The sequence below is a fragment of the Virgibacillus natechei genome, from assembly GCF_026013645.1.
In the GTDB taxonomy this organism is placed as follows: domain Bacteria; phylum Bacillota; class Bacilli; order Bacillales; family Amphibacillaceae; genus Virgibacillus_L; species Virgibacillus_L natechei.
On sequence record NZ_CP110224.1, the window covers coordinates 653592 to 674525 of the forward strand.

Below are 20934 nucleotides of genomic sequence, written 5' to 3' on the forward strand. Positions count from 1 at the left end.
GTAATTCAGCAATGCTTTATGGAGCTATGACCGAGAGTTCACAAGGTCAGTCCTTCCCTCTTGATAAGAAGTGAGTGATTTTAATTCATATTATTTTTATTGGAATTATTCTATATAATATCACAATTAGATGAATAGTCAATACATTAGAAAAATAACTTTTTTGGCAAACAGGAAAGTTTTATCCTCAGGTTAAAACACCTGCTTATTAACAATGTTCCCGTGCAAGAAAAAGATTCAGATACATTTTTTTATATTCCGGGAATAAACGCATTATTTATTAATGCACTTGTTTTTATCTATTTTTCTCAATATCCTCAACTTGAGAAACAATGTCTGAAATCATTTTTCCGACAGTTTGTCTTTTGCTTAATCGGGAAGTTTGGCCACTCCAAAGATGAATCCATTCTGGGCGATTCTGCTTAGCTGCCTCACTACGAATCGATTTGGTTAATGTATTTAATATCGGATACCCTGGTAGACTTTGTTCATAAGGTGTCATTTTCGTAACGAACTCATTTTGAATACCCCTTGCCGGTTTACCACTAAATACCGATGTAATAACTGATTGATCTTCGGTACTGTTCAAAATTGCATCGATATGTTGTTTTTTCGCCCCACTTTCCAAAGCAGTAACAAAAGCTGTACCCATTTGAACGGCTTGAGCCCCTAGGGTAAGGGCTGCTAAAACACCTCTTCCGTCCATGATTCCACCTGCGGCAATCACCGGAATGTTAACATGATCCACAGCCTGTGGAACCAGCGACATCGTCCCAATCAGGGCATTATCAAATGATCCTGAAAAAGTACCACGATGGCCACCTGCTTCACTTCCTTGCATTACAACCATATCCATACCGTGTTCTTCGTTGATATTGGCCTCTTTTACTGTCGTTGCAGTACCTATTGCAACAATGTTTTCCTGTTTTAATTGGTGAACCTTTTCCTTAGAGGGAACACCGAATGTAAAGCTGCAAACGGGCACTTTTTCTTGTATTATAATTTCCATTTGCTTTTCAAAAATCTCGGTTGATGGTTTTGTAATTTCTGGTTCCGTTACTTTTAATTCTTCACGATACGGACGCAATAATTCATTGGCTTTTTCAATCTCTTCTTCTGATGCATCGGTTATCTCAGGGATGAAGAGATTAACTCCGAAAGGCTTATCTGTTAGTTCTTTTATTTTCTTAATAGCTTCTTTCATTGGTTCAGCTTTCATATAACCCGCACCTAGAGTTCCAAGTCCCCCTGCATTGGAAACCGCAGCGACTAGTTCAGGTGTTGTTGTACCGGCCGCCATTCCTGCCTGGATGATTGGATATTGAATGTTGAGTTCTTGAGTAAATTTGTTCTCATTCCACATATTCTGTTCACCCTTCCTTTTTTAACATTACGCCACCTCAAGGAATGTGGAGGTGATAGGCCAACGAGTAGGTGGACACTACAACTTAGTGTGACTTCTTCGTATCCAAAGGCTTTAATTTAGTTTCTATTACCTCACGCTGATCTTCGAAATATGGCGGTAATGCCAGGGACTCTCCAAGGTAATCCATATCCTCATCTGTAGTAAATCCTGGGCCATCTGTAGCAAATTCAAATAAAATGCCATTAGGATCACGGAAATAGAGGGATCTGAAATAAAAACGCTCCACTAAACCAGAATTAGGAAATCGGAATTCCTGCAGGCGATCTCTCCATGCGGCCAATTCTTCTTCGTTCGCTACACGCAATGCAACATGATGTACACTTCCACGGCCTGGTCTTTCCTTTGGTAAATCATTTCGCACCTCGAGATGAATCTCTGCACCTGTTCCACCTTCACCAGTAGAAAAAATGAGAATATCTTCCTGACCGCTTACAGGAGATGGGTAGCTGCTAACTTGTTTAAATGTAAGAATTTCTGTTAAAACGGTGATTGTTGGTGTTGGATCCTGTACCGTTAATTTACTTGGCCCGAGTCCAATAATTCCTTTGTCTACAGGAACACTACTACGTTCCCATACGTTTCCGCCTGCAACACCAGTATTCGTTTCATCGGAAATCAGGGTTAAACGCTGTCCCTCTGGATCGCGGAAATGAATTACTTTTCGTTCACCTTGTTTTGAAATTTCGTCCTGATCAACATTATATTCATTGAAACGATCTTGAAAATACGTTAAAGCAGCATCATTTGGTACACGTAAGGAAGTACCGGAAATACTGTTTATTCCTGGATAAGTTGTTCCCGCATTTGGTATTTCAAAAAAAGTTAAATCAGTTCCGGGCTTACCTACTTCATCTGCATAAAATAAGTGATAGACAGATGTATCATCTTGGTTAACGGTTTTTTTGACGAGACGCATACCTAATATTTCTGTATAAAAGTGGTAATTTTCTTTTGCATTTGCTGTAATAGCAGATACATGGTGAATCCCTTTTATTTCCATGACCATTCCTCCTTAGCAGGTAACTGTAAAAGTATCCTGAATTCAAGATACTTTTAGTGTAATACATATTGTAGTCAATAGTCTACTTGTCTGCTTCATCATGATCTTCAGGAGCTGGGCGCATCCCTCTTTGAAGTTGATCAATACTTAAACCAAAATCCATTTGCAGATGTGGATAGTCAGGAAACCTATTCCAATCCCCACCCCATTCAAAGCCTAAATCTTTTGCAAGTTCAGCTACTTCAAACCAGTCTGATTCTCCACTATCTGTTCCATCGTACTGAATATCCCAATGGATATCACCATTATTATCCAGCAATGCATAATCAATTGCGAGTCCATAATTATGATAGGATTCGCCACCTTTAGCATTTGTGACAATGTTTCCACTTGCCGATCTCCCTTGTTCATATAATTCATTTTGTTCATCGATAGAACGTGTTTTATCTGTAATAACGACATCAATATCTATAGCTTCAGCTTGTTCCAAAAGAATGTCTTTTTTTTCTTCCACTAACGGATGCAGGTCATCTGGAAGGGGGGCATCTTCGCCCATATCTAAATAGTTTTCTTCCATACGATTATATAAGATAAATAGAATACTTAAAAATATAATAATCATAATCCATGGAAGGAGTATTTTTCTTATGCCTTTCATGTTGTGAGATCCTCTCTTCTAATACGTTGCTGACATTTTACCACTGAATTGCGGCTGACTTCGAGCTTTTTATCCTAAGGGCCTCATTATTATAAAAGTTGGAAAAAGAGGGGCGTGGAAAAAACAATAAGGATAAATAACATTTGAATTTAACAGCATCCATAGCTTGAAACAAAACATGCTTTTTCCCTTGAAAAATAAACCGTTTACATATATTATAATAGTATAAGTGAATTAGTTTGTTTGGCGGACAAAATAATTAAACTATGGGAGGAATATTTATACAATAAATTTTTATCGCAGTTTAACGGGCGGTCGACAATCGCAAAACAGAGTCACGTCCTATGACAACGCCGGCATAGCTCGTCCTGGGACTGCGCGTGAATGCTCGTCCCACCGAAAACATTTGTGCGTTCACCGGCTAGAATCGCGACGTCCTGTCGCAACGCCGGCATTAGCACGTCCTGGGACTGCGCGTGAATGCTCGTCCCACCGAAAACATTTGTGCGTTGTAATTTTACATGCTATTTTAAAAATAAGGAAAGGTTGATGAACATGAAAACATTTATTACGGATGATTTTTTATTATATAATGAAACAGCGAAAGACCTTTACCATAATACCGCGAAGCATTTACCGATTATAGATTATCATAATCATTTAAACCAGGAGGAAATTCTACAGGATAAAAATTATACTAATTTATCCGAAATCTGGCTGGCAGGAGACCATTATAAATGGAGAGCAATGCGAGCAAATGGTATTGATGAAGCGTATATTACGGGAGACAAAAGTGATTATGAAAAATTCTTAGCATGGGCTAAAACGGTTCCGAATACGTTCGGTAATCCGTTATATCATTGGACTCATCTGGAACTATTACGCTATTTTGATATTGATGAAGTATTAAATGAAGAAACAGCACCAGCGATATGGGAAGAAGCGAAACGAAAGCTTGCTACCCCGGAGATGTCAGTAAGGTCTTTACTGGAAAAGGATAAAGTAGAGTTTGTTGGAACAACAGATGATCCAACAGACGATCTAGCGAGTCACATTCAATTAGCGAAAGAAGGGTTTTCAGCTAATGTATCCCCCTCATTCCGTCCAGATAAAGGGTTGGGCATCGAGAAGGAAGACTTTCTTCCATGGGTGGAAAAACTGGGTCAAGTCACAAACGTAACCCTTGAAACCTATGATGCTTTCCTTGATGCATTGGCAAGTCGGGTAGATTATTTTGATGAGCACGGATGCCGAAGTTCAGACCATGGTATAAATGTTTTGTTTTATGAAAAAGCATCCAAAGATGAAGTCTCAGCTATTTTTGTGAAACGATTGAAAGGTGAGGCGCTTTCGGCTAAAGAAATTGATCAGTTTAAGACGTACACATTACTTTCTTTAGGAGAACTTTATGCGGATAAAGGCTGGGCAATGCAGCTCCATATAAGTCCACTCAGAAATAATAATACGAAAATGTTTAAAAAATTAGGGCCTGATAGTGGGTTTGATTCTATTGGCGATCCACTAGTCGCTGATAAATTGTCTGGGTTATTAGATTCAATGGAAGAAAAAGGGAAGCTTCCAAAGACGATTCTGTACAGTTTGAATGCTAATGATTATAATGTGCTTGCAGCAATGGCAGGTAATTATCAAAATGCTGAGATTCCTGGAAAGGTTCAGTTTGGAACTGCATGGTGGTTTAATGATACAATTGATGGTATGGAAGACCAAATGAAGACTTTAGCCAATATCGGACTGATTAGCAACTTTATTGGAATGCTTACGGATTCAAGAAGTTTTCTATCTCTTTCTCGTCATGAATACTTCAGAAGAATCTTATGTAATCTTCTAGGAACATGGGTAGAAGAAGGTAAAGTGCCAAAAGATATGGCGTTACTTGAGAAGTATGTTCGTGGCATATGTCACGAAAATGCGAAACAGTATTTTGCCATATAAGATTTAAATCTATGGCTGTTTTCTAAAAGGTTGGGACTGCGGTTACTCGTCCCACCGAAAAGAATTGTTGTTTTTGACACAAAATCTATAGAAGACGACGTAACTACCAGGTTGATTTCCGCTGCGTACAGTCGCTTTCCGCGGGCACGGCTTTGCCCTGGCAAAGGGTATGTCGACGTTGTTCGCAAAGAACGGTTTTAGTCGACCTTCCTTAGGGTAGTCCTGCGGGGTCTTCAGACTCGTGTTGGGGCTGCGCGTAAATGCTCGCCCCACCGAAAACCTTTGTTCCCGCAGGAGTCGACTGTACTCCGCTCCAATCAACCTTCATAAGAGTGCATGGCTATATTTGTTATATAATTAAGCAATTTTGATGAAGTTGAAAAGCATCTTATCAGCGGAGGAAACACATGAAGACTCCTGCGGGAGGAAAGGCCTCGGTGAGACCCCGCAGTGCGCCAGCACAAGGAGGCTCACCAGCCGCCCGCGGAAAGCGAAATGTGTTTCCGTAGCGAATCCCTGCTCTCAACCAGCTTTTGCAAAAGAATTGTCACTACGTCGTCTTTTATACCACTGCGAAGATTTAAAACAACAACATTTACGATAAGAGCCAAATCTATGGATAAGGAAGGTAATGAATATGTCACAACAAGTTGGTGTTATAGGTTTAGCGGTTATGGGGAAAAACCTTGCGCTTAATATTGAGAGCAGAGGGTATTCCGTGTCTGTATTTAATCGTTCTCCAGAAAAAACAGAAGCTTTTCTAGAAGAAGAGGCAAAGGGCAAGAACTTTGTTGGATCGACTAGTATCGAAGAATTTGTTAACTCATTGGAGAAGCCGCGTAAGATTCTATTAATGGTTCAAGCCGGTCCAGCAACAGATGCAACTATTCAATCACTACAGCCGCACTTGGATCAAGGCGATATTCTGGTTGATGGTGGAAACACATTATTTGAAGACACCATTCGTCGTAATAAGGAACTAGAGAAAACAGGAATACATTTTATTGGAACAGGAGTCTCTGGTGGTGAAGAAGGAGCATTAAATGGCCCTTCCATTATGCCTGGTGGCCAAAAAGAAGCATATGAACTTATAGCGCCTATTTTCGAAGCCATTTCAGCAAAAGTTGATGGTGACCCTTGTACAAGTTATATAGGTCCTGATGGTGCTGGCCACTATGTGAAAATGGTTCATAATGGAATTGAATACGGGGATATGCAATTAATCTCTGAAGCTTATTATATTCTGAAACATGTACTTGGGCTTGATGCACAAGAGCTTCATGAGGTATTTTCGGAATGGAATAAAGGTGAGCTGGATAGTTACCTGATCGAAATCACTGCAGATATATTTACAAAGACAGATGAAGAGACAGGAAAGCCGCTTGTTGATGTAATTTTAGATACAGCAGGTCAAAAAGGGACAGGAAAATGGACAAGTAAGAACGCATTGGATTTAGGTGTTCCACTTCCGCTAATTACTGAATCTGTATTTGCTCGTTTTATTTCGGCAATGAAGGAAGAGCGCGTGAAGGCAAGCAAAGTACTGAGTGGACCAGAAGTTCCGACATTTGAAGGAAATAAAGATGAATTGATTGAAGCTATTCGTAAAGCATTGTACATGAGTAAAATCGTTTCTTATGCGCAAGGTTTCGCACAAATGCGTGCACAATCAGAAGAAAATGATTGGAATCTTCGCTATGGTGATATTGCAATGATTTGGCGTGGGGGCTGTATTATTCGCGCAAACTTCTTGCAAAAAATTAAAGAAGCATATGATAATGAGCCAGCTTTAACAAACTTATTACTGGATCCTTACTTTAAAGATATTGTAGAAGGGTATCAGTCTGCATTGCGTGAAGTCGTTTCCGTCGCGATCAAGCACGGTATTGCTGTACCATCATTCTCCAGTGCAATAGCTTATTATGACAGCTATCGTTCTGCGAATTTGCCAGCTAATTTATTGCAGGCACAGCGCGATTATTTCGGTGCACACACGTATCAACGTAAAGATAAAGAAGGCGTGTTTCACACGAACTGGTTTTAATAGGATAAAAAACTCCCCATTCGTAAAGTTGATTGGGGAGTTTTTTATGCGATTCGGATGGGGCCATGCTGTTAAAATCGAGCGAGAGCTTAGTTCGTGCGCGAGTATGAGCATCTGTCGCTCGAGTGAGTCCCTTCCCCGCTCTTGTAGCTTGTCGCTCATTAGAACGAAGAGAGTGTCACAGCACCTATTTCACTGATTTCATCCTCTTCCCTTCAGCATTACCAGAAGGAATATGATTTTCTGTTCTATCTAAAAATAGCTCGGGAACTTCTAAGAACTGTTTAATAGCTAATGCGCTCGCGCCCATAACACAAGCTTTACCTCCAAGTTCAGACAAAGAAATTTCGCGGTATTGGCTTACGTTTGATTTTAAATTATGTTTAATTTCACGTATCGTATTTGGATACATTTCGAGGACTTCACAGTTTAGGACAATTGTTTCTGGGTTATATAGATTGATAACATTATTTAATCCAATCGCTAGATAGGTGATATACGCATCAAGTTGTTCGAAGGTGACTGTATCCTTTTCCTTGATTAGCCTTTTCACATCTTTATGTGTGATTGTTGGTTTATCAAGTTTTTCAGCTAACGCTGCAAATAAACTAGGTTCTGAGTTATAGAGTTCCCAGCAACCGTGATTACCACATCTGCAAGCCTTTCCACCAGGTGAAACAATCATATGCCCCATTTCTCCCGCATACCCGTGGTACCCCTTGTGAAGTTCACCATCTAGCATCATGCCAGCCCCAATACCTGAAGATAAGTTAATGGAAAGTAAATTATCGCTTTGATGATGATTGTATACTCTTTCTGCATACACGGATAAGTTGGCATTGTTCTCTATATTAATCGTTACGTTTAAGTCAACTTCGTTTTCTAAATCGGTTTTTAAATTTTTATTATACCATTGTAGTTTGGGTACAAAATCAATATGTTCATCGTTATTCACTGTTCCATGGATTCCAATCATCACACCTACTAAGCCATAGCGGCTACTTGAAAACTCCTTAAAACTTGCCTTGATATGCTTGGCAACTATCTGAACAATTTCATGATAGTTATCGCTTTTTAGAGTTATTGCTTCACTGTGAACTGGATAACCGAGTAAATCAGTTGATGTAAATTGAATTTTATTATAATCAAGGTCAATTCCTAATACATAGCCAGCGTCACGATTAATGGAAAGCATGATGGGTCTTCTACCAACAGCATGATGCTCTTGCTGTGTTTCGTAAATTAATTCCTCTTCTAATAGGTTAGCAACCTGGACCGATATGGTTGCTTTATTTAACCCAGTAATTTTAGATAAATCTGCCCGCGAAATCATGCCATATTCAATGATTCGTTTTAAGATAATACTTCTATTGATTTTTTTGATATAAGCGCCATCACCTGTAACCATATGAATCCTCTTTTCCTTATTGTTTGTATTTATAAACGGCAGTAAAACCATCACTGAATGAAGCTTTCCTTTATTGACGGGAATATCCAATAGTGATATTCTTTGATTAATTATAACTTTAATTTGTTTGGTGGACAAATTAAATAATAGAAGTTTAAAAAAAGACCTATGTGAACGATATATACTACGAGTATTGAAAGGGTTTGCAAAAATGACATAGGTTAGTCTTACAATTTCTAGTTGATACATACTATTATAACAGAAAAAGGTGATTTTGAAATGAAAATCCTATACTTTGACTGCTTTTCAGGGATAAGCGGTGACATGACCATTGGCTCTTTGATTAATGCGGGAGCAGATATAACGGTGTTGGAGAGCGAATTAAAGAAGCTCCAAATGGAAGATGAATATGAATTGAAAACAGAAAAAGTTGTAAAAAACGGGATCACTAGTACTAAATTTGATGTTGTATTATTGAACGAGGAACATCATCATCATGATCATGACCACAAACACGAGCACCATCATGATGGACACGATCATGGTCATCATGCACATACCAACAATCATGATCACTCGCATGAACATCACCATCATCACCGTTCTTATCGCGATATCGTAAAGCTCATTGAATCAGCCGATTTCCCTGAGCAAGTAAAGGATATGGCATTGAAAATATTTAAGAAAATTGGTGAAGCAGAAGGAAAGATTCATGGGGTACCACTGGCTGATGTGCATTTTCATGAGGTTGGTGCAGTTGATTCCATTATTGATATTGTAGGATCAGCAATCTTAATTCACAATATGGAGATAGATGAAGTAAGGTCATCCTCAATTCCGGTAGGGTCGGGTAAAATTCATATTGATCATGGTGTTTATCCAGTCCCCGCACCTGCAACGCTCGAAATTTTGAAAGGAGTTCCATTAGCGCACAGTGATTTAAAAGCCGAATTGACAACACCAACAGGGGCAGCTATTATAGCGGTGCTTGCTGAAAAATTCTCCAATTTACCATCGATGAACGTACATGCAATTGGTTATGGGGCAGGTACAAAAAGTTTTGAAAACCACCCAAATGTATTACGCATCATTATCGGAGAATAACACGATTATTAACTATCAATAGATAAGGGGAAAAATGTTATGAAAATCGCATTAATTGCTCACGATAAAAAGAAAAATGATATTATACAGTTTGCTCAAGCGTATAAATATAGCTTAGAAAAACATGAACTTTATGCTACTGGGACAACAGGAATGAAAATCTCCGAACATACTGGTTTATCTCTACATCGTTTTCAATCCGGTCCACTCGGTGGTGATCAGCAGATCGGTTCAATGGTTGCTGAAAATAACATGGACATGATTATCTTCTTCCGTGATCCATTGACTGCACAACCACATGAACCAGATATCACTGCTTTGTTACGGCTTTGTGATGTATACAATATACCGTTAGCAACAAATATGGGTACAGCTGAAGTCTTGATCCATGCACTAGAACGTGGCGATTTGAAATGGCGAGAAATTATTCATGATAACGAAGGTAAATAGATCATTGGTCCAGGGCTAATTATACGGATTCAAACGTAGATGTTTAAACCCGTATAATTAGTCCTGTTTTTGCAATTAAAATCCTACTACTTACAAGGTTGTTTGCTTATAATGAATATGCAAGCACTTACATTACTAAAATATTTTGAATAAAAAACGGAATGCATTTCAATAAGTCAAACTATATAGTGAGGAGAATGAAAATGAAAAAAGTACGCTTAGGTATTATTGGTTTAGGCGCACAAGGTGGCGCATATGCAGGATTTATCATGGAAGGAAGAGTTCCAAATATGGAGGTCGGTGCTATTTGTGATATCGATCCAGCAAAAAAATCTGAAGCCGAAGAAAAGTATCCTGGTGTTCCATTTTACGACAATTATATCGATATGCTTGAAAGCGGTGACATCGATTCAGTCGTTACATGTGTTCCGCATTACTTGCATCCGGAAATGGGTATTGAATCATTAAAAAGAAACATCCATGCTCTAGTTGAAAAGCCAGCAGGTGTGTATACAAAACAGGTGAAAGAATTAAATGAATTTGCGGCAACAAAACCAGAAGTAACGTTTGGCATTATGTTTAATCAGCGAACAAATGAACTCTATCAAAAAGTAAAAGAAGTTATAGATAATGGAGAAATTGGTGACATCCGCCGAACAAACTGGATTATTACAACATGGTGGAGACCTCAAGGTTATTATGACCAAAGTGCATGGAGGGCAACTTGGGAAGGTGAAGGTGGTGGTGTACTCGTAAACCAGGCACCGCATCAGCTTGACCTCCTTCAGTGGATTGCAGGCATGCCGAAGAAAGTATATTCCAACGTGAAATATGGTTACCAAAGAGATATCGCGGTAGAAGATGAAGTAACGGCAATGTTTGACTACGGCAATGGTGCAACAGGTGTATTTATTACTGCCACGCACGACGTTATGGGTACAGACCGGTTTGAGATTTTAGGTGACAAAGGAAAAATCGTCGTTGATGACAGTAAGACTGTAACGATTAAACGTCTTAAAACACCTGAATCTGAAATGAGTGCAACCATGGACATGCAAGATGTTATGAAAATTTTCATGGGTGACGGTCCGGGAGAAATATATGATGAAGAAGTACTAGAATTTGAAAGTGTATGGGGAGCGCAACATACAGCTGTTATGGAAAACTTCGCAGCAAATGTCTTAGATGGTACGCCGTTACTTGCACCAGGTAGTGATGGGATCAATGGTGTGGCATTGGCAAATGCGATCCATCTATCAAGCTGGTTAGGCAAAGAAGTAGATCTTCCAGTAGATGAAGATTTATATGTAGAGGAATTAAACAAGAAGATTGCAGAAGAAAAAAAGTAGTGTAGTAGATTGTTCAAAAAGTCTGCACGCACTGTAATAGATTCAGACGAACTCATTTCCATCCCGGTTATGAGTTCGTTTGCAACAAGAAGGGGGGAGAACTAATGCTTAACATAGCCGTTATTGGCCTTGGAGATATTTCGAAAATTCATCTTCCCGTTATCGAGGAGAATCCAGATGCCCGTCTAGTAGCAGTATGTGATGTTGATGAGTCATTAAAAGATAGTGTTGCAGGTGCAACCTTTTATACAGATTATCACGAAATGCTGGAGAAAGAATCACTGGATTGTGTACATGTTTGCCTGCCGCATCACCTTCATTATCATGCAACAAAGGCTTGTGTTGAAAGAGGTATCCATGTATTTCAGGAAAAACCTTTGGCGCGAAATGCGGAAGAAGGCATGGCATTAGTTGACTTAGAAGAAAAATACCCAGATGTTAAAATCTGTGTTTCTTTTCAAAATCGTTATAATGAGACATTCGAAAAACTACGTGAAATTGTTGCAAGTGGAGAATATGGCAACGTAACTGGATTGAAGGGTTTGGTGACCTGGTTTAGGCCAAAAGCTTACTATGATGTAAAACCTTGGCGAGGTAAAATGAGGTATTCTGGTGGAGGCGTCATGATTAATCAGGCAATTCATACCTTGGATTTAATGCAGATAATCGGTGGCGAAATTGAAACGATAAGAGGAACGATAGATAATCTATTTGATTATGGATATGAAGTAGAAGATACTGCTGTGGCCAATATTCAATTTAGGAGTGGAGCAACAGGGTTATTTTTTGCAACCAATACAAATGCTGGGAATTCCAGTGTAGAGTTTCAAGTTCTCATGGAAAAAGGAAAATTAACGATTAAAGATAGTATTCTAACAAAAATGAACGGTAGCGGTAAGAAGGAAGAGGTAATAGAGGATGAAAAGTTACCTGGTAAGAATTTCTATTATGGCGCGAGTCATTCAAAATTAATTAATCATTTCTATACGTGTATAGAGAATGATAGCCAGGATTATATCCATGTGAAAGACTCCCAAGTATCGATGGAAATGATTAGTGCAATTCGGCAATCCTCTGAAATTAAAAAAGAAATAAAAATGGAGGTATATCAATGAAAAAAGGAAAAATTGGCGTGCAAATGATGATGCTTAAAGGTAAGGTTGAAGAACTTGGTGCCTATGAAACAATGAAACAATTGCATGAGCTAGGCTTTAGAGCTGTAGAAGTTTCACAAATTCCTATGACGGAAGAAAATGTAGGCGAATTAAAACGGGCAAGCGAAGACTTTGATATAGAGATTGCAGCAATGTCTGCTCCTTTAGAGCCAATGATGCCAGGTGCTCCTGGAGAAACACTAACAGCTAATTTTGATAAAATTGTCAAGGATTGTAAAACGTTAGATTGTAACTTCCTTCGTATCGGAATGCTCCCCCTAAACATCATGGGCGACAAGGATCAAATCATGGAATTTATCAAAAGAGCGGAAGCAATGGCAGAGCGCTTAGCAGAGCATGGAATCGAATTGTATTATCATACACACCATATCGAGTTCCAGAAGTACGACGGAGAATATTTACTGGATCTGATGAAAAATAATACGTCCAAACTTGGGTTTGAATTAGATGTCCACTGGATCCAACGAGCTGGTGAAGATCCCGTACAAATTATTAAAAACTATAAAGATCGAATATCGCTATTACATTTGAAAGATTATCGTATTGGTGAATTGGATATTCAAGAGGAAGATCTTCAAGACATGGGTAAGTTTTTTAGTAAATTCACGGACCTAATTGAATTTGCGGAAGTTGGAGAAGGGAATCTTGATATGAATGCAGTGATTGACGCTGGTCTCGAAAGCGGCGCACAGTATTTCTTAATCGAGCAGGATGACACGTATGGACGTGACCCATTTGATTGTTTGAAAATATCAGCAGATAACTTGAAGGAATTGGGTTATGCAGATTGGTTCTAGAATGTTAGCAACAAAAGGAGTGGATAAGCATGAGTAATGACGGAATGAATTATGCACCAAAAGGAAAGCCGAATCCAGTCGTTAAAGAAGGAGAATTTCAGGTTGCGGCAGTTGCACTTGATCATGGGCATATTAATGGCATGTGTAATGGTTTGGTAGAAGCAGGCGCCACGTTAAAATGGGTATATGACCCAGACCAGGAAAAGGTGAATAGTTTCCTTGAAAAATTTCCTGGAGTAGAAGTAGCAGATTCCTTGGAACAAATTTTAAATGATGAATCTATCAAGCTAGTAGCAGCGGCAGCGATTCCATCAGAAAGAAGTGGACTTGGCAATAAGGTAATGGAAGCTGGAAAAGACTATTTTACAGATAAAACACCTTTTACAACAAAAGCACAATTGGAAGAGACGAAGCGTGTCGTGGAACGGACTGGCCAGAAGTATATGGTGTATTTCAGTGAACGCCTCCACGTCGAGGGTGCTGTATTTGCAGGCGACTTGATTAAAGATGGAGCAATCGGAAAAGTTATTCAGGTGACTGGCTTCGGCCCGCACCGATTAAATGCAGACAGTCGTCCAGATTGGTTTTTCAATAAAGAACAATATGGTGGTATTCTATGCGATATCGGGAGTCATCAAATTGAGCAGTTCCTCTATTATACAGGCAGCGGGGACGCAGAAATCCTGCATAGTAAAGTAGGTAACTATAATAATCCTGATCATCCGGAACTAGAAGACTATGGCGACGCAACATTAGTCGGCGATAATGGGGCAACACAAATCTTTAAAGTAGATTGGTTCACACCGGATGGATTGAGCACATGGGGTGATGGACGTACCTTTATTACCGGGACAGAAGGAACAATAGAAATTCGTAAATATGTGGACGTGGCACGTGAGGAGTCAGGCGACCACCTTTATCTAGTGAACAAGGACGGGGAAAAGCATTACGCACTATCAGGTGAAGTAGGTTTCCCATTCTTTGGAGCATTTATCAAAGATTGTATCAATCGTACCGAAAATGCAATGACGCAGGAGCATGCATTTAAAGCTGCGGAATTGTGCTTAGAAGCGCAGGAACAAGCGATTGTTGTTTCTTAAGTTGTTACAATAAAGTTTAGATTACTAAAAACCACCACATTAAGTATTTCAATATGAGGTACAGACATATAAATTAGTGACATGAGTTGAGCGTTGAATTGCAAAGCAATTTGATGCTCTTCTTTTTTTAAAAGATAGGAAAGCATAAGGGATTCTAACAAAGCAAAGAACGCTTTCAAAGAATCCCTTTAACGAATGCCAAGTATTCTTATAATCAATCATAAACTATAAATACACTTCATTCCATCGTGATTTAGCTTCTTTCTTTAGGCTGTTAATATGTTCCGTTATTACATTTGAAAAGGCAGAAAAATCACGCTCTCTCATTGCTTCGTATAAATGCCAGTGATCTGTATGTCTTTTCGTTGTGCTTTCCAGTGAGGTAGAGTGGACGATACGGGATAAGGATACGTGGGTGTTTAACGAGGAAAATAGTTCTATTATTTTATTATTTCCTGTCCATTCTATTAAAGTCATGTGAAATTTCCGATCTACCTTATTATAGGTCTCAAAAGGAAAAGGAGTAGCTTTGAGGAGTGAATCCATTTCCTGGACGATTTGTCCCCAATTTTCCACCTTATCTGCTGAAATAAATTGAATCACTTGCTTGCCAGCCCATAATTCAATCATTAATCGAGCATCAAGTACTTCAATAAATTCAGTGAAATTTAATTCTGTTACATAAGTACCTTTACGAGGGATGATCTCTAGTAATCCATCGTACACAAGTTGATTGATTGCATCTTTTACAGGAGAGCGGCTTACACCAAACTCATCTGCTAATTTATGAATATCTAACTTATCACCAGGACTGTATTCTCCAGCAATTATTTTACTACGTAGTACATCGTATACCTGACTAGTCAAAAGAGATGTATCAATTTTTGTCATGATTCTATACCCCTTTATCAATTTTTAATAGTTTTGTTTCTACCAAATGACTCTATGAATTCCAATTATATATGGTTTTATAAAAAAAGAAAATACATCTCACTTAAAACTGTTGACTCCCATTAATAAATATTGTACTCTATTTAATGTAATATGTGAAATGTCACATGTTACATATCAAAATTAAAGAAAGCGATTTCGATAATAGTATTCGTTTATTACATGTCGTTTTCATAGGAGTGCCAATGATAGAAGGCTTAACAATAAAGACAAGGAATGATAGCCAATAAATTTCTTTAAGAGGTTGTTCAAAAAGTCCGGTAAAAATGACACATCGAATTTCTTCGTTGGCTTGTTTCTCCGCTGCTCGAAACTACACCGCCTCGAACTTCTCGGTCCTTTTTATCCTCCTTTTTGAACATGGACTTTTACGAATAATTTTTTGTTATGAATGAAAGGGATTACAAATTCTATTAAAACGTAGGAGGTATAAATAAGATGAAAGCAGTTTGTATTTCAAAAGCAAATACGATTGAATTATTAGATGTCGAAGAACCAACTATAAAGCAGGAAAATGAGGTAAAAGTAAAAATCAAAAGGGTAGGTATCTGTGGTTCAGATATGCATATTTATCACGGCACCAATCCGCTTGCAACCTATCCTAGAATCGTTGGACATGAAGTAACAGGAGAGATAGTGAAGACGGGTAAGGATGTAAATCGTGTGACAGTTGGTGATCATGTCGTAATTGAGCCCATCACCTTTTGCGGCGAATGCTATGCATGTAAAAGTGGTAGACCGAATGTATGTAAAGAAGTTTCCGTGTTTGGTGTACATGAAGATGGAGGAATGAGAGAGTTTGTTACGCTCCCAGAAAAACAAGTGCATCAAGTAGATTCTGAGATTGAGTGGGATGAAGCAGTAATGGCTGAACCTTATACTATTGGTGCCCAAGCAACGTGGAGAGGTAATGTTAAGGAAGGGCAAACCGTCTTTATCCAAGGTGCTGGCCCAATTGGGATAACTGTATTAAAAATGGCTAAATTGCGTGGTGCGACTGTCATTATTTCAGATTTTACAAATGAACGTCTGGCGCTTGCAAAAGAAAATGGTGTTGATCATACAATCAATCCAAAAGAGGTTGATTCTATGACGAAAATTAATGAAATAACAAATGACGAGGGTGCGAATGTTGTCATCGATGCAGTAGGTTCTCCTCAAACATTTGAATTGGCTGTTGAAGTTGCATCGCCAGCAGGTAATATCGTAACACTCGGATTTAACGAAACACCATCATCCATTGCAATGATGCATATTACGAAAAAGGAATTAACCATAACTGGATCAAGACTTCAAACCAATCAATTTGGCAAAGTTGTTGAACTGATAAACACAAAACAATTAACACATAATGGTCTTGTGACACATCGGTTCCATATTAACAACGTGAAAGAGGCATTCGAGTTTATTGAGAAAAATCCGGATAAAGTAAGAAAAGCAGTTATTGAATTCGAATAAGGTTTTGATCGGGGCTAACAGAGTTCGAGTTCCTGATTAGAAAAACCGTAATTATAAAAAACAATATTGAATCAATAGTAACCGTTATCAATATAAAAAAATGATTATTTTTATACAAAGGGGAGAGAAAGTATGCCATTACTAATCGTCGCGCTCGGCATTGTCTTATTACTAATTTTAATAATGAAATTCAATGTAAACACATTCATTTCATTAGTTGTTGTTTCGTTTGTCCTTGCATTGGCATTAGGTATGCCGATCAGTGAAGTTGTTGCATCCATTGAATATGGTTTGGGTGACACTTTAGGTGGAATTGCATTAGTCTTTGGACTTGGTGCTATTTTAGGTAAGTTAGTCGCCGATGCTGGTGGAGCCCAGCGAATTGCCATGACGCTGATTAATAAATTCGGAGAAAAACGAATTCAGTGGGCAGTTGTTGTTGGTGGTTTCATTCTCGGGATTGCGCTATTTTTTGAAGTTGGACTTGTATTATTAATTCCGATTGTTTATCAAATTGCTAAACAACTAAACATACAATTCTTATGGTTAGGATTACCGATGGTTACTGCATTATCTGTAACACATGCATTCTTGCCACCATCTCCAGGTATTACTGTTATTGCTCAGCAATATGGCGCCAATGTAGGGTTGGTATTAGTGTATGGGATTATAATTGGAATTCCAACTGTGATTATAGCAGGGCCATTATTTACGAAATTTGCTAGAAAAATGGTTCCATCCGCATTTGAAAAAGAACCATCTGGAAGTATGGCCTCTATTGGTGATGCAAAAGAATACAAATTGGAAGATACACCAAGCTTTGGGGTCAGTATATTCACATCATTATTTCCAGTAATTTTGATGGGGATTTCTACAATTATTACGTTGGTACAAGACACAATGGGTATGTCAGCTAACATGTTTTTTGACATTGTCGCGATGTTCGGTGCTCCAACTACTGTTATGCTAGTTTCAGTTTTACTTGCAATATATACCATGGGGGTAGCAAGAAAGATTCCAATGAGTCAGCTCATGAAATCAGCAGAAAATTCTATTGCTGCTATCGGTATGATGTTACTGATCCTAGGGGCAGGTGGTGCATTAAAACAAGTATTAATTGATGGTGGAGTAGGAGATTATGTTGCGCAACTCTTTGAAGGAAGTACGATGTCTCCAATCATATTAGCTTGGTTAATTGCTGCTTTGTTGAGAGTTGCACAAGGGTCAGCAACTGTTGCCGCTCTAACCACAGCTGGATTAGTCATTCCATTGATGCAGGGTACAGATGTTAGCTTAGAATTAATGGTACTTGCAACAGGTGCAGGAAGTATTATTGCTTCTCACGTCAATGATACCGGTTTCTGGATTGTTAAAGAGTCCTTTGGCTTAACAATGAAAGAAACATTTGCAACTTGGACAGTACTGGAAACAATTATTTCCGTATGTGGTCTTGTGTTTGTTCTGTTCTTAAGCTTATTTGTTTAAGATATGCTGAATTGAGACTAGAACCATCGAATAGTGGTTACGCACTATTCGGTGGTTTTTCTTATGTGCAATTATCAAAATTTCTCTTAGTTATTATTCAGTAATGAGATGAACGGAGCAGAAAATTAATTCGGGGTGTTAATGCGAAAAAAACAGCAGAAGCGTAATTGCTTCTGCTAGTTTTTGTGCAAAAAGAGACACCTGTCATTTGTCATACAAGACATCTTTTTCCTACTTATCTAAAAAGGATCCCACCATTATTCATATCTCAACCCATGACCAAGCCTATAAATATTACCATCGCTATCCTCATAGGCATAGGTGAGTCCTTCCGGCAGATATTTGTCCTTATCATAGCCAGGGACATCATTTCTTGAGACGCAATCACCGTTCTGATAAACTGCAATGACTTCTTGATTAGCTGGTAATGTCAATGGTAAGACGCCTACTGGTTGGTTACCCGCCATCACCTCGAACTGTGGCTTGAAGAATGTATCATATCCGGCGACGAGTGCATCTGCCAAAGGTTCAACATTGCCAAGGATCCATGGCATAATGATATTAACACTCATCACTACTTTTCCACCACGACTATGAATATTGTCTGCGACTGTCTTCAGATGATCCATACCGCTCAATGTTGTTTCCTGGTATAAAGAACCTTTCAAATCAGTTTCCACTTTATTCTCACACAGCTCAAGTTCTAGAAATCCTGGTGTTGCCGAGAAATAGGAACCGGATTTCGGATATAAGAACAAAATGACGGTGTCAGCTTCTTCATAGTTAGCTGTCAACGTAAAATGTCCATGCTCTTGGCATTCCCTCCTTGCTTGTTCTGTGAAAGATTTAGCTTGCTCGGGTTCCTTATGGAAAACTTCCACATAAACTTTCTTACTGCCACGTTTTTCAGCTGTTAGAGGCAATGTCTGATTGTTATTTTTGAGTACAGTTACTGATTTTTTATGTGCTTCATACGCCGATTCCCAATTCGCTGCGTTACTAACGACAGATGTAGCCACTTCTGGTGAATTATAGGTCCGATCATCAAATAAGCCTAACGTGAACATTTCCGTAAGGAGGCGTATATTCGCTTCATCGATACGTTTTTCGCTAATCCATCCTTTGTCAATGGCTATTGTAAGATTTTCAATATCATTTGTATCAGCAACGATATCTGTACCAGCGTTGATTGCTTTGGCAAAACGTTCAGCCACGCTTAACTCTTCAACACCCCAGCTCATATTATTAACAATCCCGCTATCGCTATTTACATAGCCTTTGAATCCAAGTTTGTCTCTAAGTATATGATTGATAAAATAATGATTAAATGTAAATCCAACCTCTTCAAAAGGAATGTCTTCGTTCTCAAATTCTTGTACGACACTCTTTTTGATGCTTGGGATAGAATAATACGGCATGATGGAAGACGTTCCATGTTCGACGGCTGCTCTAAATGGTGGCAAATGATACTTTTCCAAACTTCCTTTTGTTGGATATAGATTCCATTTACCTTCTTCATAATGCGGGTCAAATCCGTTTTCTCTCGCACCTCCGCCTGGAAAGTGCTTCGTCGTCAATGCGATGCTATTTTTCCCTATGCTTGTCCCTTGAAATCCGTCAATAAGGCGGCCGATAGCATCAGAAATAAATTCAGGATCTTCGCCAAATGTACCGTAAGTCCGTTGCCATCTCGGATCTGTAACGGTGTCAGCCATGTACATATAGCCTTTTCTAATTCCAGTAGCATCCCATTCTTTGCGTGCGGTTTCAGCAAATTGACTAATGAGTGAGGAATTCCCGCCATTTTTTATTTCGCCCTTTGCTGCCGCTGCCAGTCCCAGAGTGCCGGGCCATGTAGAAAAGGTTCCTGCTGCATCATTCATACCAAAGACAGCTTCCGCATTTTCATTCCTGGAGTTAGACGTCACAAGAACAGGGATACCTAAACGCGTTCCCTCTGCGATTTCATTCATTTTATTAATCCACGCTGCAATGTCTGCTGGACTAAAGTTATCTCTTAGAATAAAGTGTCTTAAATGTCTGTTTTCAATCGTATGTGTTGTTCCATATACTTTTGTAGCTGCAAATATATTTTCACCTTTTTCAATAACTGCTTCATCTAATACGCCATCATGACTTGTCTTGCTTTTATCATCTTGAGACAGCCCCATCCTACGGGAGTTAATGAGCATCATACCAATTTTTTCGTCCATATTCATCAGCGATACTAAGTTTTCTGCACGTTCTTTTGGGCTTAAGCGCCAATCCTCATAGGGATCTAATTTCCCGTCATTATTCAAATCTTTAAATTTTAATCCTTCTATTTCGATGATGTTTTTGACTTTTGTTTCTAACTCTGGCTGTTGATCGTCCACTGTAGTGCCTCCTATGCTTCATAGTCCTGAAAACTTTGAGTGAATCTATTATCATTATATCATGATGATAAGGACCCTTGCTAAATAAATAGTTGCTAAAATTCACTTCACAAAATGCAGATGTATGGGTAGGAGAGGAGGTGCGCTATTCCTTAGCGATCGGTTATATAGAGGTATATCAAATCGTGTAGGTGAATATGG

The 20934-nt window shown here is 38.8% G+C and carries 16 protein-coding genes; 10 read left to right on the top strand and 6 right to left on the bottom strand.

Annotated features, from left to right (window positions below):
- Positions 1–295: 295 nt before the first annotated feature.
- The 3 genes from OLD84_RS03670 to OLD84_RS03680 all read right to left on the bottom strand — a co-directional run bounded on the left by OLD84_RS03670 (position 296) and on the right by OLD84_RS03680 (position 3084).
- Positions 296–1363, bottom strand: a complete 1068-nt coding sequence (locus OLD84_RS03670; protein WP_209461769.1) for an NAD(P)H-dependent flavin oxidoreductase — start codon at positions 1361–1363, stop codon at positions 296–298.
- 85 nt (positions 1364–1448) lie between these two features.
- Entirely contained in the window at positions 1449–2426 is a 978-nt protein-coding gene (locus OLD84_RS03675; protein ID WP_209461770.1) for a ring-cleaving dioxygenase, read from the bottom strand.
- Positions 2427–2508: 82 nt separating this feature from the next.
- Entirely contained in the window at positions 2509–3084 is a 576-nt protein-coding gene (locus OLD84_RS03680) for a M15 family metallopeptidase (protein ID WP_209461771.1), read from the bottom strand.
- Positions 3085–3639: 555 nt separating this feature from the next.
- Between OLD84_RS03680 and uxaC the strand changes: the two genes are divergently transcribed.
- Both uxaC and gndA read left to right on the top strand, forming a co-directional pair.
- Positions 3640–5037: a glucuronate isomerase gene (gene uxaC, locus OLD84_RS03685; RefSeq protein ID WP_209461772.1), complete on the top strand. Its 1398-nt coding sequence runs from the start codon at positions 3640–3642 to the stop codon at positions 5035–5037.
- A gap of 637 nt (positions 5038–5674) precedes the next feature.
- Positions 5675–7081 carry an NADP-dependent phosphogluconate dehydrogenase gene (gene gndA, locus OLD84_RS03690; RefSeq protein WP_209461773.1) on the top strand — a complete coding sequence of 469 codons (1407 nt, stop codon included), beginning with the start codon at positions 5675–5677 and terminating at the stop codon, positions 7079–7081.
- A gap of 187 nt (positions 7082–7268) precedes the next feature.
- On the opposite strand, the gene OLD84_RS03695 is transcribed toward gndA, so the two are convergent.
- A complete protein-coding gene (locus OLD84_RS03695; RefSeq protein ID WP_209461774.1) occupies positions 7269–8489 on the bottom strand; it encodes an ROK family transcriptional regulator in 1221 nt (406 codons plus the stop codon).
- A gap of 279 nt (positions 8490–8768) precedes the next feature.
- On the opposite strand from OLD84_RS03695, the gene OLD84_RS03700 reads away from it, so the two are divergent.
- The 6 genes from OLD84_RS03700 to OLD84_RS03725 all read left to right on the top strand — a co-directional run bounded on the left by OLD84_RS03700 (position 8769) and on the right by OLD84_RS03725 (position 14464).
- Positions 8769–9593 carry a nickel pincer cofactor biosynthesis protein LarC gene (locus tag OLD84_RS03700; RefSeq protein WP_209461775.1) on the top strand — a complete coding sequence of 275 codons (825 nt, stop codon included), beginning with the start codon at positions 8769–8771 and terminating at the stop codon, positions 9591–9593.
- A 39-nt stretch (positions 9594–9632) separates the two neighbouring features.
- A complete protein-coding gene (mgsA, locus tag OLD84_RS03705; protein ID WP_209461776.1) occupies positions 9633–10043 on the top strand; it encodes a methylglyoxal synthase in 411 nt (136 codons plus the stop codon).
- A 203-nt stretch (positions 10044–10246) separates the two neighbouring features.
- Positions 10247–11392 carry a Gfo/Idh/MocA family protein gene (locus OLD84_RS03710; protein ID WP_209461777.1) on the top strand — a complete coding sequence of 382 codons (1146 nt, stop codon included), beginning with the start codon at positions 10247–10249 and terminating at the stop codon, positions 11390–11392.
- A gap of 104 nt (positions 11393–11496) precedes the next feature.
- Positions 11497–12507: a Gfo/Idh/MocA family protein gene (locus OLD84_RS03715; RefSeq protein WP_209461778.1), complete on the top strand. Its 1011-nt coding sequence runs from the start codon at positions 11497–11499 to the stop codon at positions 12505–12507.
- Entirely contained in the window at positions 12504–13364 is an 861-nt protein-coding gene (locus OLD84_RS03720; protein ID WP_209461779.1) for a sugar phosphate isomerase/epimerase family protein, read from the top strand. Before OLD84_RS03715 ends, OLD84_RS03720 begins: the two co-directional genes overlap by 4 nt.
- A gap of 29 nt (positions 13365–13393) precedes the next feature.
- Positions 13394–14464 (top strand): Gfo/Idh/MocA family protein, encoded by a 1071-nt coding sequence (locus OLD84_RS03725; RefSeq protein ID WP_209461780.1) that lies wholly within the window; start codon positions 13394–13396, stop codon positions 14462–14464.
- 225 nt (positions 14465–14689) lie between these two features.
- On the opposite strand, the gene OLD84_RS03730 is transcribed toward OLD84_RS03725, so the two are convergent.
- Entirely contained in the window at positions 14690–15355 is a 666-nt protein-coding gene (locus OLD84_RS03730; RefSeq protein WP_209461781.1) for a GntR family transcriptional regulator, read from the bottom strand.
- Positions 15356–15853: 498 nt separating this feature from the next.
- Between OLD84_RS03730 and OLD84_RS03735 the strand changes: the two genes are divergently transcribed.
- Both OLD84_RS03735 and OLD84_RS03740 read left to right on the top strand, forming a co-directional pair.
- Positions 15854–16873 (top strand): zinc-binding alcohol dehydrogenase family protein, encoded by a 1020-nt coding sequence (locus OLD84_RS03735; protein WP_209461782.1) that lies wholly within the window; start codon positions 15854–15856, stop codon positions 16871–16873.
- A 132-nt stretch (positions 16874–17005) separates the two neighbouring features.
- Positions 17006–18358: a gluconate:H+ symporter gene (locus OLD84_RS03740; protein ID WP_209461783.1), complete on the top strand. Its 1353-nt coding sequence runs from the start codon at positions 17006–17008 to the stop codon at positions 18356–18358.
- A gap of 257 nt (positions 18359–18615) precedes the next feature.
- Here the strand turns inward: OLD84_RS03740 and OLD84_RS03745 are convergent, their stop codons facing one another.
- A complete protein-coding gene (locus OLD84_RS03745; protein ID WP_209461784.1) occupies positions 18616–20733 on the bottom strand; it encodes a glycoside hydrolase family 3 protein in 2118 nt (705 codons plus the stop codon).
- Between the last annotated feature and the right edge of the window lie 201 nt (positions 20734–20934).